This is a genomic window from Paenibacillus sp. FSL F4-0236 (assembly GCF_038000135.1).
In the GTDB taxonomy this organism is placed as follows: Bacteria; Bacillota; Bacilli; order Paenibacillales; family Paenibacillaceae; genus Paenibacillus_AQ.
Map to the genome: position 1 here is coordinate 2819239 of NZ_JBBOBK010000001.1, position 13070 is coordinate 2832308.

At 40.0% G+C, this 13070-nt stretch carries 11 protein-coding genes; 1 reads left to right on the forward strand and 10 read right to left on the reverse strand.

What is annotated here, in order from left to right; translation table 11 throughout:
• Nucleotides 1-216: 216 nt before the first annotated feature.
• The 7 genes from NSQ29_RS12685 to NSQ29_RS12715 all read right to left on the reverse strand — a co-directional run bounded on the left by NSQ29_RS12685 (nucleotide 217) and on the right by NSQ29_RS12715 (nucleotide 9269).
• Nucleotides 217-2724 carry a hypothetical protein gene (locus tag NSQ29_RS12685; protein ID WP_341125234.1) on the reverse strand — a complete coding sequence of 836 codons (2508 nt, stop codon included), beginning with the start codon at nucleotides 2722-2724 and terminating at the stop codon, nucleotides 217-219.
• A 37-nt stretch (nucleotides 2725-2761) separates the two neighbouring features.
• Nucleotides 2762-4102 (reverse strand): ABC transporter substrate-binding protein, encoded by a 1341-nt coding sequence (locus NSQ29_RS12690; RefSeq protein ID WP_341125235.1) that lies wholly within the window; start codon nucleotides 4100-4102, stop codon nucleotides 2762-2764.
• A 38-nt stretch (nucleotides 4103-4140) separates the two neighbouring features.
• Nucleotides 4141-5301 carry an efflux RND transporter periplasmic adaptor subunit gene (locus NSQ29_RS12695; RefSeq protein ID WP_341125236.1) on the reverse strand — a complete coding sequence of 387 codons (1161 nt, stop codon included), beginning with the start codon at nucleotides 5299-5301 and terminating at the stop codon, nucleotides 4141-4143.
• A 20-nt stretch (nucleotides 5302-5321) separates the two neighbouring features.
• Nucleotides 5322-6155: a carbohydrate ABC transporter permease gene (locus NSQ29_RS12700; protein ID WP_445739192.1), complete on the reverse strand. Its 834-nt coding sequence runs from the start codon at nucleotides 6153-6155 to the stop codon at nucleotides 5322-5324.
• Nucleotides 6156-6213: 58 nt separating this feature from the next.
• Entirely contained in the window at nucleotides 6214-7080 is an 867-nt protein-coding gene (locus NSQ29_RS12705; protein ID WP_341126759.1) for a carbohydrate ABC transporter permease, read from the reverse strand.
• Between the two features lie 204 nt (nucleotides 7081-7284).
• Nucleotides 7285-8754, reverse strand: coding sequence for a DUF4179 domain-containing protein (locus NSQ29_RS12710; RefSeq protein ID WP_341125238.1), 1470 nt, complete (start codon nucleotides 8752-8754; stop codon nucleotides 7285-7287).
• Between the two features lie 20 nt (nucleotides 8755-8774).
• Nucleotides 8775-9269: an RNA polymerase sigma factor gene (locus tag NSQ29_RS12715; protein ID WP_341125239.1), complete on the reverse strand. Its 495-nt coding sequence runs from the start codon at nucleotides 9267-9269 to the stop codon at nucleotides 8775-8777.
• Nucleotides 9270-9453: 184 nt separating this feature from the next.
• On the opposite strand from NSQ29_RS12715, the gene NSQ29_RS12720 reads away from it, so the two are divergent.
• Nucleotides 9454-10209, forward strand: a complete 756-nt coding sequence (locus tag NSQ29_RS12720; RefSeq protein ID WP_042188080.1) for a DeoR/GlpR family DNA-binding transcription regulator — start codon at nucleotides 9454-9456, stop codon at nucleotides 10207-10209.
• A gap of 50 nt (nucleotides 10210-10259) precedes the next feature.
• On the opposite strand, the gene NSQ29_RS12725 is transcribed toward NSQ29_RS12720, so the two are convergent.
• From NSQ29_RS12725 to NSQ29_RS12735, 3 genes are read right to left on the reverse strand one after another with little or no spacing between them, the layout of a single operon-like run.
• Nucleotides 10260-11066, reverse strand: a complete 807-nt coding sequence (locus NSQ29_RS12725; protein WP_341125240.1) for an alpha/beta fold hydrolase — start codon at nucleotides 11064-11066, stop codon at nucleotides 10260-10262.
• 13 nt (nucleotides 11067-11079) lie between these two features.
• Nucleotides 11080-12153, reverse strand: coding sequence for a Gfo/Idh/MocA family protein (locus NSQ29_RS12730; protein WP_341125241.1), 1074 nt, complete (start codon nucleotides 12151-12153; stop codon nucleotides 11080-11082).
• A gap of 17 nt (nucleotides 12154-12170) precedes the next feature.
• The gene (locus NSQ29_RS12735; protein ID WP_341125242.1) at nucleotides 12171-12986 is read right to left on the reverse strand and encodes a sugar phosphate isomerase/epimerase family protein; all 816 of its coding nucleotides are present in this window, start codon (nucleotides 12984-12986) and stop codon (nucleotides 12171-12173) included.
• Between the last annotated feature and the right edge of the window lie 84 nt (nucleotides 12987-13070).

Here is a 13070-nt window from a genome sequence, read left to right on the forward strand (position 1 = left end):
ATAATGATCGAACGCTTCCGCACTTTTAAGCTTTTTTGCTTTTTGGCATTGAAGCGCAGAGGTAATCTTAACGAAAAGACTGAGAACAGTCAATGTAAAGAACATACATTGAAGGAATTTCCATAAAAAGTTCATAAGTATAGGCGAGAAATAAAAAAAGTGCTGGCAATTATGCCAACACATTTGACTTGGTTCTTAACCCAGCTCACTACAATTTTAATTGTCAATGTTTTTAGTTGTTCTCGGTTCCGATGAAACGTAATTTAACGGGTAAGACTGACTCCCTAACAACATCCTATGACCCTGAAATTCATCATATAAATTTATACGGAAGCTTCCTCCCCTTAATTTATTGTAAAGGTTACTATTAAATGAAGTTGTGTATGACTTATTTTTGCCCATTGGCAAATCAGTCCCCATTACCAAAGTCTTCTCCATAGATTGTCCGTAAGGGTCAATAAGCTCTAAGACTAACTTATGCTCATAGGCACCTGCTTCAAAATCCTCTTGTTCGGATAAGCTATAATTTACAGCTATATCTAATGTGTCCCTTTCTTCAGTAATGTAACCCACTGCATTTGCAACCGAAAGGTTGTAAGGGAATAGATCAACACTTATTAGATTATTCTGTGAGATTACTGCTTTAGGGGTAAGTGCTAATTTAACACTATTGATAAATCCAGTTGATGTCCCCCCTAGATCTGTAAGCTTACCGTCAGCAACCCCTTCTCCAATATATAGCACAAGCTGAGAGGTATCCACACCTTGGGGAAGCTTACTCCAGATGGTAACCAATTTTTTACCATTTGGGCTAGTTGGCGTTGTCGATTGGCTAACCATCGCGTTGAAAAATTGGTTATCAGGTGTTTTGTAATAAGCTACCAGCTGTGCCTGTTTCGACTGGCGTGGTTCTTCGCTAATCATTTCCAGTTCCGTATAGATCAAATTAGATTTGTTAGAATTATATGTGGTTGTCCGACGCTCACGGACTTCTGCTTTTTTGCCTAACGAATTCATATGATGAGATTCACCTGCAGCAATCGTATGGATCACATTATTTAGCGAGTTTGAATACATGGAGAGAAACTTCGTGACTTCATCTCCAGAGGTATCTTGTAGTACAATTTTCAGCTGATTGAAGCTATAAGAATATGGCACTTTCGCTATCACAAATATCTCTTTTGCTTCATTAGGAGCTAGTGACGTTTGCGAATTTGTGGTCACGATCTGGGCTGTACTGCTCAGATCACTCATTCCTGCTTTGACTATAGCTTTTAAAGAAGGTAGCTGTACTGAGGTTAAGCCTGTGTTCCGGATGCTGATATTAGTTACGATTTGATCACCATCATCCCAAGGCAACCGCTGATAGGATCCAAGCTTCACCATGAACTTCCCGTACCTGTTCTCGACCATATACTCTTGTCCCATCAGATTATTATATTCTAGAGCATACGGAATGTTATACAACGCAGTTGGAAAAACAACCTTGTCATCAACAGCGGGTTCCGTCCACTCCAGCTTTAACGTACCTTGATTAAGTGTTAATGGCACATCCGCACTGAGACTGACGATCTTTTCTTCAAGTGGTTTCAATATTACATTCGCAAGTGCTTTTGAATCTACCGGAATACTTAATCCTTCAGCAGCTTTAACCGTAAGCTCATATGCAGGTAGCGTGACAGGTTTATTCCCAAGATTCTTTAGGCGGAATTGAAGATTCCATTTCGCAAAGTCATTTTCCGAATATACGGAAGCACTCTTCAATTGTGTTTCAACCGTGTTATTCTTGATAGAAATCTTTTTCACAGCATAATTAGCCACAGCAAAGTCAGGAGTTGTTACTGAAGGAAGCTTAAAAGATTTAACAGGTAGCATTATTTTCAAAGCTTCATCTTCTTGTGCAAATTGCAAGATCATATGTTCAGTCTTCATATAGGAAGGAACTTCAGTTAAATAATAAATCGTCTTCTTTTCTTGGGACTGTACATCGAAACTGCTGCTAGCATCCTCCTGCTTAAGTTCGAACACCGAACCACCAGCTGATCTCAGGTACGCAGTATAAGTAGAATTGCTTAGCACTTTTTTACCCAAATTCGTGTAACTAACGCCAACTCTCATATAGACTTTTCCATTCCTTTTAAGCCTTTGCATACTTTCCGCTTTGATATCAACTTGCAGATTATCCAGCGTGAGCTTCTTGCTCTGGCCTTGAGGAACGACAACTGAGTAACTTGCCGGAATGGCGAATTCGCCTAGCTTTTTCTGATAATCCTGGCTACTGAAATCCCACTTCAATAGGGTCACTTTGGTGCCGTTTAATTTTGTAGACTCTCCAATATTCACGTAGTAAGTTACAATTTGACTACTCATTGAAGGAATATTTTTTTTAGTAACATCTCTCGTGACAGGTTTACCTTGTATGACTGTCCCCCCAGTTGTAGTAACCCTTGAGAAATAATCTAAGTGAGCTACACTATTGGTACTACTATTGCTATAACTAAGTGTGTATATAAGTATATTACCGCTCGGTTGCTCTAAAATATCCATATCTATTAGCTTCACGTTGACATTGTTTTTTAAAGCGATCGACCCAAGTTTGTCAAGAGTGAATACCGCTGTAGTTGAAGCACCTGTCGATGCTGCGTATATGCTGTTTGCAAGAGGTTGGCTTAACATCATTGCACTGAGCAGAACTACAGCGTATGTCTTTAATGGTTTGTGCATGAGTCTCCCTCCTTATACAAAATCCTGTTCAATACATCTATTCGTTTAGAACGGTGGCTACTCGATTCTGGATCAGCTTTGCAACATCCTCCGCAGATTTTTGTCCACTGAAGAATGATGAGGACTCCTCTCCAATAATAGAAAGCACTTTAGTATCCAGTTCCGCATATTGATCTACCGTATGAATGATTTCTTTAAACTTAGTAAATTCTTCATCAGAAACCTTAGCCGCTTTTCCGGATGGAAGCTTATATGCTCCACTTTTCACCTTTTCCTGAACATCGTTTAAATTCTTATCGTTCACTGATTGGAGCAGAGAGAATCCTTCTCTATCTTGCAAGGACTGTGCTTCTTCAGATAACAAGAAGGTCATAAACTTATAAGCTTCTTCTTTCACCGGAGTATTGGCTTGTATGGCGAGCGAAGATGAAGGAATGATTCTCATACCACCAGTCTGACCTGCATGTGGCTTTTGAAGGTACACCGGATTTTCAAAGTAAGAATATGGACCATCGATAAAGTCTGTTGGTGACCATATAACGATGGAGTTAAAAAGCTGATTACCTATCTCCGCTGGCTCCGAAGTCATAACTTGTTCTTTATACATTTTCTTGACTTGTTCCAACAGCTCCAAAAAATCAGGCGAGTCGAACTTCGCTTGTTTCGCTTCACTATCAACAAACAAATTATAATTATCAATAGCCATTTCTTGGAGTGTCATTTCCGCTGGGTACTCCGTTAGGGCATAAAGTTTGTTTTTAGCGTCCTTCCCAACCTGTTGTATAATTTCCTTCGATTGCTCCCCAAACTCTTTCCAAGTCCAATTCTTATCGTCAATCTTCACATTTGAGTTCTTAATCATATTTCCATCACCTATGAACGCTCTAAAAGCGAACCCGGTAGGAATGAAGTATAGACCGTCGTTCACCTTCATTGCGTCCAAAACATTCATTTCTAAATCGCTCTTATTTACCGTTTTATCTTGTTCAAATATATCATTCATGTTCACAAGCAACTTTTTACTCACATAATCATCGATTGAAAAGGCGCTTACATCAAAAATATCTGCACCTTTTCCGGAGAGTAGGGCTGTATTCGTTGTTTTTTTATATTCTACATAACCATTCTCCCCCCACTCATTTCCCACTTCTTTATATGCCTTAATTTGTAGGTCGATATCCGGGTATTTCGCTTCAAACTTTTTCTCTAGCGCCTGATAGAATGCACTCGATTCTGCTAGAGATAGAGTCAAGATTGTCTTCCCCTCTTCAGTTGTCGTTTTCCCCTTACTTTCCACTTTCTCATTACCTCCGGAATTACATGCCGTTGTCATTATCAAAGCACACATTAATAGTACAAAAATAGACCTTTTAAACATTTGATTTCCTCCTACTATTTTCTCGTTTATATGAATTCTTATTGCAGTCGAACTCGGTTCCCGTCTTCAAGAGGTTCACTACTTTCCAGAATAATTGAATCCTCCTCATAGAGAATATCCGATTGAATCATTGTTTCTTTCTCGTTTTTTTCACTGGAGTGAATACGAACTTTTTGAGCGACAAAGACATTGCCTAATGCCCCCCGCTGCTCGTCAACTTTATAGACAAACAAACCTTCGCGATCCTCATGAATAGCTTCATTGGATAGGAGTAATCCCTCTTGGAGTGAATGTTTTTCGATTTTGATCTGAGCCTGTTCACCTCCTTTAAGTTCTGGATCAACGACTTTTATTCTCAAATTCTTTTGAGGAATGGTTTGAGTCTTCCCGGACTCATTACTAGAGGGGCTATCAGTACGTGACTCTGAATTCGCAATTTCTTCAATGGAGCCGTTTAGGATCCGGGATTCTTGTCCGTGATTCATATCAACCTCAACCTCTATCTTTTCTCCAGCAGAAATCCCTAAATTGGACAAATGCACGGAATCCACGATAATATCCAATCTGTAACCCCGACTGCTGTTCGATACAATCACATCCGGTTCTCCCATTGAAATTAACCCTTCGACGGCATTTAATTTTGAAATCAGACCATCGAACGGAGACAGTAGTTGTTTTTCGCTTGTTAGACGATTTTTTAGTCCGCTAATCTTATTCTCCTGAGCTAAGATATCTAACTTCCCTTTTTCGATATCACGTCTTGCATTTCTGATTTTGAGTTCATCCTCCTCCAGCGCGGATTGGATGTACTGATCTTGCCTATTCTGTTGATCAATTTTCTGCTTTTCTAAATTTGTTATTTCGTCTTTCAATTCTTGCTCAGCCGTTTTGCTCTCATAGATAATAAGCTTTTGTCCCTTCTTTACACGTTGTCCTTCTTTCACAAGAATTTGTTCGACCTTCAGTCCGGAAGTATTCGAAAGTCTAACTTCAGCAAGTGGCTGCAATATCCCACTACCTTCAATCGTAAATAAAAGATTTCCCTTTGTTGGTTTTTCGGTTCTAACTTTCGGCAAGGTCAAAGTTTGTATCGTGTTACTGAACAATGTAAAAAACATCAATAATCCCATAAAAACCATGAAGACGACTTGAATATTTCGTTTACGTCTACGATCAGTCGGCTTTATACCTAACTCCATATCCCGTCATTCTCCTCCAATCAACCTTTGATACCAGACAATTGAACGCCTTCAATAAAATACGATTCCGCATACAGAAACAGCATCACCATCGGAGCCATATAAAGTATGGATGCGGCAAAAGCAATGCCTCGCTCGCCTTCATTGATCCTCGATAAAAAGACTGACAATGGCTGTTTAAACGGATCATCAAGAAAAATAAGCGGCTGCTCCACCATATTCCAATAATCCACGAACAATAATATGACGAGTGCTGCCAGACCAGGTTTTATCATCGGAATAATAATCCTGTAGAAAATCAGAAAATGTCCAGCACCATCCATTTTGCTTGCTTCGATATACGCATACGGTATATCTAGCATGAACTGTCTGAGCATAAACACACCAAAAGCTGCGAAAATTCCAGGCAATATAATTGCATATGAACTATTTAATATTCCTATCCTATCCGCCATAATATAGTTCGGTACTAGCGTCACTTGGAAAGGCATAAGCATCGTTAGGACATAAATAAGAAACAAAGGATCTCGTCCCCGGAATTTCAGCTTCGAGAATGCATAGGCAGCGAGTGCTGCTACAAATGTTTGTCCTGCAATGATGGGCACAACCATGAATACTGAGTTCCAGAACATCGTCAGATATTTAGGGTTGTCTAGGAGAACCTTAGTATACTGGTCCAAGGACACTTGATCCGGCAGCAATTTTAAATTCACAAAAGGATCTTCTCTCCCTTCAATCACCTCATTCATCTGCCCGATAGGTCCATAATTGATCTCAATTTCTTTCTCTGTCATAAGAGAATTTGTGAATGTGATCACAATCGGGAATAATAACAAGACTGCAATAATAGCCATGACGAATGTTAATGTCCCTTTTCGCAACACTTTGACAACTGGCACAACCTTTTCACCCCTATTCCATGAATTGTCTATGCCTCCGTTCAAATGCAAACAATCCCAACACGATCAATAAAATACAACCAAACATTAAGGTCGCCGCGGCAGTCAGCTTCTGAACATCGAGCGACATGAACATATTGTTCATATAATGCTGCAGCATGTAGATACTATCATGCGGATACTCGCCTGCGATCAAGTACGTTTCTCGAAACACTTTGAATGAATTAATGATCGACATGATGACCACAAAAAACATCGAAGAGGTTAGATAGACAAGCGTAATACTGCGAAACTGCCGTAATCGTCCAGCACCTTCAATTTGAGCCGTTTCATAATAATCCTTTGGAATTTGCTGCAATCCCGCCAAGAATAAAATCACGTTATAACCGATGTTCTTCCATAAATAAACAACAATGATTACATTTCTAGCTGCATCCGTCTTCATCCAATCCACACGATCGATACCGAAGTTGTTCAGCCAGGCGTTAAGCGAGCCATTCCAATCGAAGAGCATCTGCCAGATCAGAATGATGGAGGCGACAGGTACGACAAGCGGCAACACGTATCCAGTCCTCAGCCAATTCCGAAAATATGTATTTTTATTCAATAACATCGCTAATCCTAACGAGAGTACAAGCATTAGTGGAACACTTATCCCGCTAAAATAAAATGTATTAGATGCTGCTTTACGGAAAGAATCGCTATCTATCAGCTCTCGGTAATTATCAAACCCTACAAAGTGGCCCTCTATCGTGCTGTCCATAAAAGAATAGAATACTCCCATAACAAACGGTATAAGGTAAAACATCGCGAACCCGATACCGCTTGGTGCCAGGAACATTATTGCAGCTGAGACATCCTTTCGGAGCCATTTCTTCATAATTGGGTTTATCATTCTTTCAGTAACCTCCTTCATGTACTTAGAATAAGTAAAACTTTTTAAAAAGAAGTATGGTATATATTAAGTATTTCTTAAATTTCAAAAAATGAAGATGTGAGGTCACAGAAAAACCGTTGATAGAATTATCAACGGCTAAAAGAGTTAATATAAAATTCAATCTTTTGTTTAATCATTCATTGCTTTCTAATTCTTCGAGTACAACTCCACAGCCTGCGTCTCCATAATTGGATTTGTATATTTCTCTAACGTTATCGTTAATGGCTGAGGATAGTTCTTCGCTTCCGCGCCAAAATTATATCCAAACTCGTTCACGGCTGACCCATCCTTAGAAGTCGTATAGCTGCTGAAGCTGCTTGTGGAAGGTGCTCTATTATATACCTTCCCTTTTGCGTCAGTAAAAGTCTCAGCAAGTCTAGTAGAGCCTTCTAAATATTGAGCATTCTCAAGATTACGTCTTAGGAGGATTTCTCCTTCCTCTACGTTATTCTCTGGCGTTGGCGTGACTAACTCAAGTCCAGTTCCGGGCGCTTCAATAAGCTGATATTTGTTAAGATCCACTACAATTTTCATTTGATCCTTTTCGACAGCCGAAATTCCGAATGCTTTCAACGTCACAGAATCCGACTGCTGGCTGCCCTTACTATTCTTGAACACTAACGTGAACATGGAGTTGTCCGTATAGACTTCAGAATTGTCAAAATTGATGATATCGGGGTAATACAACTTCTCAACTGTGTCCCCTTTTTTACTAATCAGTACTGGATTAATTAATTGAAAAATCTGTTTATCATTATTCTGATTATATTCCAGATCCACATAGGTGCTAAGCGGAGTATACTGCACTTGATTCACTCTAATCTTTTGCCCGTCCACTGTCAGTGTTCCGTCTGTATCCAGCATACGTTCCTGTGCTTTAAGCATGTCAGGATCAAGCTCGAAAGCAACATCTAGACTAGTCCGATACTTATTACTACTGGATAGGAGAGCCTTATCTGAAGTTTCTGTAAGAATTATATTATAGTTGACTTTCTTTGGATATTTAACCGTTGGTGAAAGATTAGTGGAGTATATAAAATCCATAGACTGTCCGGGTTGAATTCGGCTCTCACTAGCGAGCATACTTAATGATGCACCTTTGTGAAGAGGCGACTCCTGTATCCCTTCAAATTGAAGCTCAAAATCTGCGTGTATAACTACTTCGTCCGTATTGTTCTGAACACTGTATAAAACATAAACCTTCCGTCCATCCGTAACGGCACCTGTCACATCTATCCGGTATCCTTTGTTTTCCGCACTTTGACCGACCGGCACAACGAGATTCTGCTCAAGGGCACTGGCTAATGCAGGCTCTAACCTTGAGAACGAGCGATAAGCTTTGAAATTATCCGTATTTTTAGTGCTGGCCGACTGTACTGAAGGTTGTACCGCTCCCTTATTCGGTAATCCAATTGTTGAATATGTAACCAGTAACGCAACCGCTGCAGCTGCAATGACACCCATTCCTGTAGTATAAATGCGCCGTTTCTCTTGTTTTTTCCCTTTTGCTATTCCTTTTCTCATGGCGTTGTAAATTTTCATCTCCTGTATTGCTTCGACATTTTGTTGCACTTCATCGATGTTCTTATGTAGAATACGTTCTTCTTTTTCTGTCATCCCGTTCACCTCCAATATTGCTATAAATAGCTCCTAAGCTGTTTGAGTCCCTCACGCAGCCAAGTCTTAATGGTACCTTCTGGTCTTTTTAGCACTTTGGCAATTTCGGCAGTGGTCATGTCATGATAGTATTTAAGCGTTACGACATGCCTATATCTAGGCTTTATCCGATTCATCGCACGCTCCAGATCAATTCGGTCATTACTCTTCATTTCCTGTGCCGCTTCCTCCACCATCTTCTCCGCTACAATCACACGCTTTTTGCGCCGTAGCTCATCCATGCAGCAATTAATCGTTATTCGGATCAGCCAAGGTGTGAAGGACTGTTCATCCTTTAATTTTTTGCGTTTCATCCATGCCCTGCATGAAGCTTCTTGGATCACTTCCAGCGTGTCTGCCTCTGTTCGCAGATAACTGTAGGCAATAGCGTACATTTTTCGATGCTCCACATACAAACGACTAAAAAAATCTTCTTCATCCATTTGCGCAAAATCTACCATTCTGACTTCATCCATTGTGTTTTCCACCTTCCACCACCCCCTCTATCTTCTATCAGGAAGATGCATCCACCTCATATATCTATAAGTAAGACGGAGTTGAACGTAAAAACGATTGATTTTTTTCAAATTCATTTCATATGTAGTAAAATAGTAACGTTAAGTACAACCTTTAGAGCATTTTGTGAAAAGAGGTGGATCGGTGCTAAAAGCTGACAGACAGGCGTATATCCTAAAAAAAGTAGAGACCGAAGGCCGCGTCGTTGTCCAAGAATTAACACAGGAATTAAATGTAACAGAAGATACCATACGAAAAGATTTACAAAGCTTGTCGAAGCTGGGACTTCTCAAACGAATTCATGGTGGTGCTCATAGCCTTATTAATGACATGAAAGATTTCAATTCACGTGTAGAATTTAATAGCCAGACCAAAGCTGACTTAGCTAAACGAGCTTGCACACTTATTGAGAATGCAAAGGTTATTTTTATTGATGGAGGGTCCACAAATTTAAAAGTAGCCGAGAACATCCCTGAGCATTTTGATGGAAGAATTATTACCAACTCCCCCTCTATTGCATTATCGCTGTGCCGATTGTCCAAAGCTAGTGTAACCTTGTTAGGTGGCGACCTCGATAAAAAGAACCAAGTGTTATTCGGAGCCGCAACGCTTAGAGCGATACAGCAAATCCATTTGGATCTAACAATCCTTGGCGTATCCACGCTGGATTCAAAGGTGGGCATAACTGTTCCCTCTTATGAGGAATCCATCATTAAGAATCAACTTTTTGAACAATCTTCCATGGTTATCGCCATAGCTACGAAAGAAAAGCTGGAGAAAATATCCACTTTTTTTGTAGCCAAGGTATCCGCGTTAGACTATTTAATCACTGAAGGTACAGTAGACAATAAAATTGTTGATACATATAACAAACTCGGCGTTAACGTAATTACAGTATAGATACTTTCTAAATTTGTACAAAAAAAGATGAACACCTTTGAAGCTTGTGCTCATCTTTCATTTAAAAAGTTCTCAATAGCCTCATAGGAATCTTGATTATGTTGCTTATTACTGATCGTTTTCGAAGTAATCTCAATAAATTTAGCGTTTGGGATATATTCTGAGAGTAATCTCCCGTAGGTGTATGGATGAATAGGATCAAGTTGACTAGCAAGGATCAATGTGGGCAGCTTTAAGTTCTTCCAAGCCTCACGATCATGATTAGGACAATCCATTGGCAGCTTCACAAACTTCATCGAGGTTTCTTTTACATAAGGATATTTAAACTGCCCTAATAGGGATTCACCCGCATAAGTAGATAATGAATTTATGGATTTATAGACCTCTGAATTTTCGTATCTATTTTGGGCAGTCAGAGGATCTGTATCTTGCAGTACCTCATGAACTTTGGCGTAGGCTTCACGAATCAACGTCTCTTGCGGCTTATCCTTCCAGGCTGGACGTGACAAAATAAGCTTCTTAACGCTATCCGGGTACCTCAATGCCAAATGAAGCGACACCCCAGCACCTGTGGAAATCCCCCCAATATTGAATTGACTGATATGAAGGTATTCCGCTAAAGCCATCACATCTTCGGCGAATTGTTTAAAAGAAAAATCATCCGCATGGCCGAACGCCACAGTCTTTCCATGACCTCGAAAATCTAGTGAAACCCTTCGGATGTGATTTGATTGCTTCATTAAACCGAAAGTTTGATTAACGTCACCGCCCAGACCATGAAGAAAAATAAAAGGCTCTCCATCCCCTCCATCATCTTCATAATAAAATCGAATGTGCTCGTAGATAAAGTAAGGCATATTCTCCCCTCCTTTACAAAGGACCAGAAACGTCACTTAGATAAATCGTATTTCCGGTCTTCACCGATTCTTCCACAGCGAGCATCGCTCTCATCGTAGCAATCCCATCTTCAATCGTTGCACCTACACCTGGCTTGTTATGCAGAACTGAATCTGCGAACCCTTCAATCTGCAATCTATAAAAATGACCATCTGCTCCAAGCGGTCTATGGTAGCTGTTATCACTAGCTTTGAAAATTTCTACATCGCTTGATTTTAATGTCCACGGGTTGTATGTCTTTCCTACTACTGATCCGAATTCACCATAAATTTGGAATCCTTCATGCCAATCCATCCGAACCGCAATGGTCAAATCCAATTGAGCTACAAAGCCGCTTTCAAACTCCGCAGTAATAAACCAACAATAGGCACCGAATTTTTGCGTATTCCATGCTTTCAAACTTACAATATTTCCACCTAGATATCTTGCGGTATCGAACAAATGGCTTCCATGACCTAAAATATAATAGCGTTCCTTGTTCGCTTTTGGATCTCCAGCAGGTCTCTTTATATTTTCACCGGATATAATCACTGGCTGAACATTCTCAGTAACGGTATATCGATAGGTGGAATCACAATACCAAGCTTTTAGGCCAATAATCTCACCCATTTCATGATCCACAAACTCTTTAGCTGCTACTATACCGGGGTCAAATCTCTTCATATTCCCCACTTGCACTTTGAGATCGGTACGATCCACAAGCTCTTTTAATTCTTCCACTTCTTCGATGGATACACCTAGAGGCTTTTCTACCAAGACATGTTTACCTGCACGCACGGCTTGTTTAGCTGCCTCCACATGAAATTGATCGGCAATCCCAATAACTACAGCATGTACGCTCGAGTCCGCCAGCATTTGTTCATAATCCGTATATATCTTGTCAGGTTCATAGATAGCATTCATTCTTTGGAGCAAGTATTCATCTACATCGCATATTGCATAAAGGTGAGCATTACGTGAACGCCTTATAGAGTCAAAATGCGCCGCTTGTGAAATCTGACCGCAACCTAACACACCGATGTTCAACAATTTATTTTCCTTGTTCATATTCATGTCCTCCTATTCTAGTTAAAGAAATTCAAAGCATGTTCTACATCGCCCTCAGCTAACCCATGCATAATAACAGGACCGTCATAAACCTTACTTAATTCATTTAGATATTCCTTTAAGGGCAAGTTTCCTTTACCCACCGGTGCAAAAGTGATCTTCTCTTCGGTTACAAAAGCATCTTTGCAATGCGCAATGGCAATGTGCTCCTTCAGCGCTGTTAGCGTTTTTGAAATCTTACCTAAGAGGTCCTTATGATCCTGTGGGGTTACTAGATTTGCTGCATCATACAAAACCTTAAGATAGGGTGTGTCTAGATCTTGTAATAGTCTCAAAGCATCTTCTGCCGTACTCACCACATTGGCTTGTTCAGGTTCAAATATTAACGTTACTTGGTTGTCTTCTGCAATTTTCAGCATCCACGCAAGACTTTCATGCAATAGTGACCATGCCCTCACTGTATGATTGTCAGGATGAGAACTCCAGAAATCTTCTTGGTTCAAACTACCCGTAGAAATCGAAACATACGGAACAGCTAATGCAGCTGCAGCCTCAACTACATTTTTAAAACACTGCTGATTTTTAACTTTCTTCTCCTCGTTTAGCTCTAACGTATTAAACGTTCCTGAGATCACAGCAATGCTAACTCCACTGTTCATTACTGCTTCTCTGATTTGATGGATGGTCTCCTGACTAATCTCTTTAGGCAAGCTTTCCAGTCCTACATTAGCAAAATTGAATTGAATGCTACTCATGCCTTGCGCTTTGATTTTGTGTAAGGCGCTCTCCAGTTCATAGTTCAAGTATACTTTCGAGAAAATTCCTAGCTTCACAAGTTACACCTCCTTTACCTATTTTCAACTTCATCATACACGTAATTTCGATTATAAACAATAAAATTCAATTAACCAAATAAA

Bases quoted from the DNA above. Each gene is read 5' to 3' on its own strand.
- NSQ29_RS12685 (WP_341125234.1), bottom strand. From the start codon at position 2,724: ATGCACAAACCATTAAAGACATACGCTGTAGTTCTGCTCAGTGCAATG.
- NSQ29_RS12690 (WP_341125235.1), bottom strand. From the start codon at position 4,102: ATGTTTAAAAGGTCTATTTTTGTACTATTAATGTGTGCTTTGATAATG.
- NSQ29_RS12695 (WP_341125236.1), bottom strand. From the start codon at position 5,301: ATGGAGTTAGGTATAAAGCCGACTGATCGTAGACGTAAACGAAATATT.
- NSQ29_RS12700 (WP_445739192.1), bottom strand. From the start codon at position 6,155: ATGGCTATTATTGCAGTCTTGTTATTATTCCCGATTGTGATCACATTC.
- NSQ29_RS12705 (WP_341126759.1), bottom strand. From the start codon at position 7,080: ATGAAGAAATGGCTCCGAAAGGATGTCTCAGCTGCAATAATGTTCCTG.
- NSQ29_RS12710 (WP_341125238.1), bottom strand. From the start codon at position 8,754: ATGACAGAAAAAGAAGAACGTATTCTACATAAGAACATCGATGAAGTG.
- NSQ29_RS12715 (WP_341125239.1), bottom strand. From the start codon at position 9,269: ATGGATGAAGTCAGAATGGTAGATTTTGCGCAAATGGATGAAGAAGAT.
- NSQ29_RS12725 (WP_341125240.1), bottom strand. From the start codon at position 11,066: ATGCCTTACTTTATCTACGAGCACATTCGATTTTATTATGAAGATGAT.
- NSQ29_RS12730 (WP_341125241.1), bottom strand. From the start codon at position 12,153: ATGAACAAGGAAAATAAATTGTTGAACATCGGTGTGTTAGGTTGCGGT.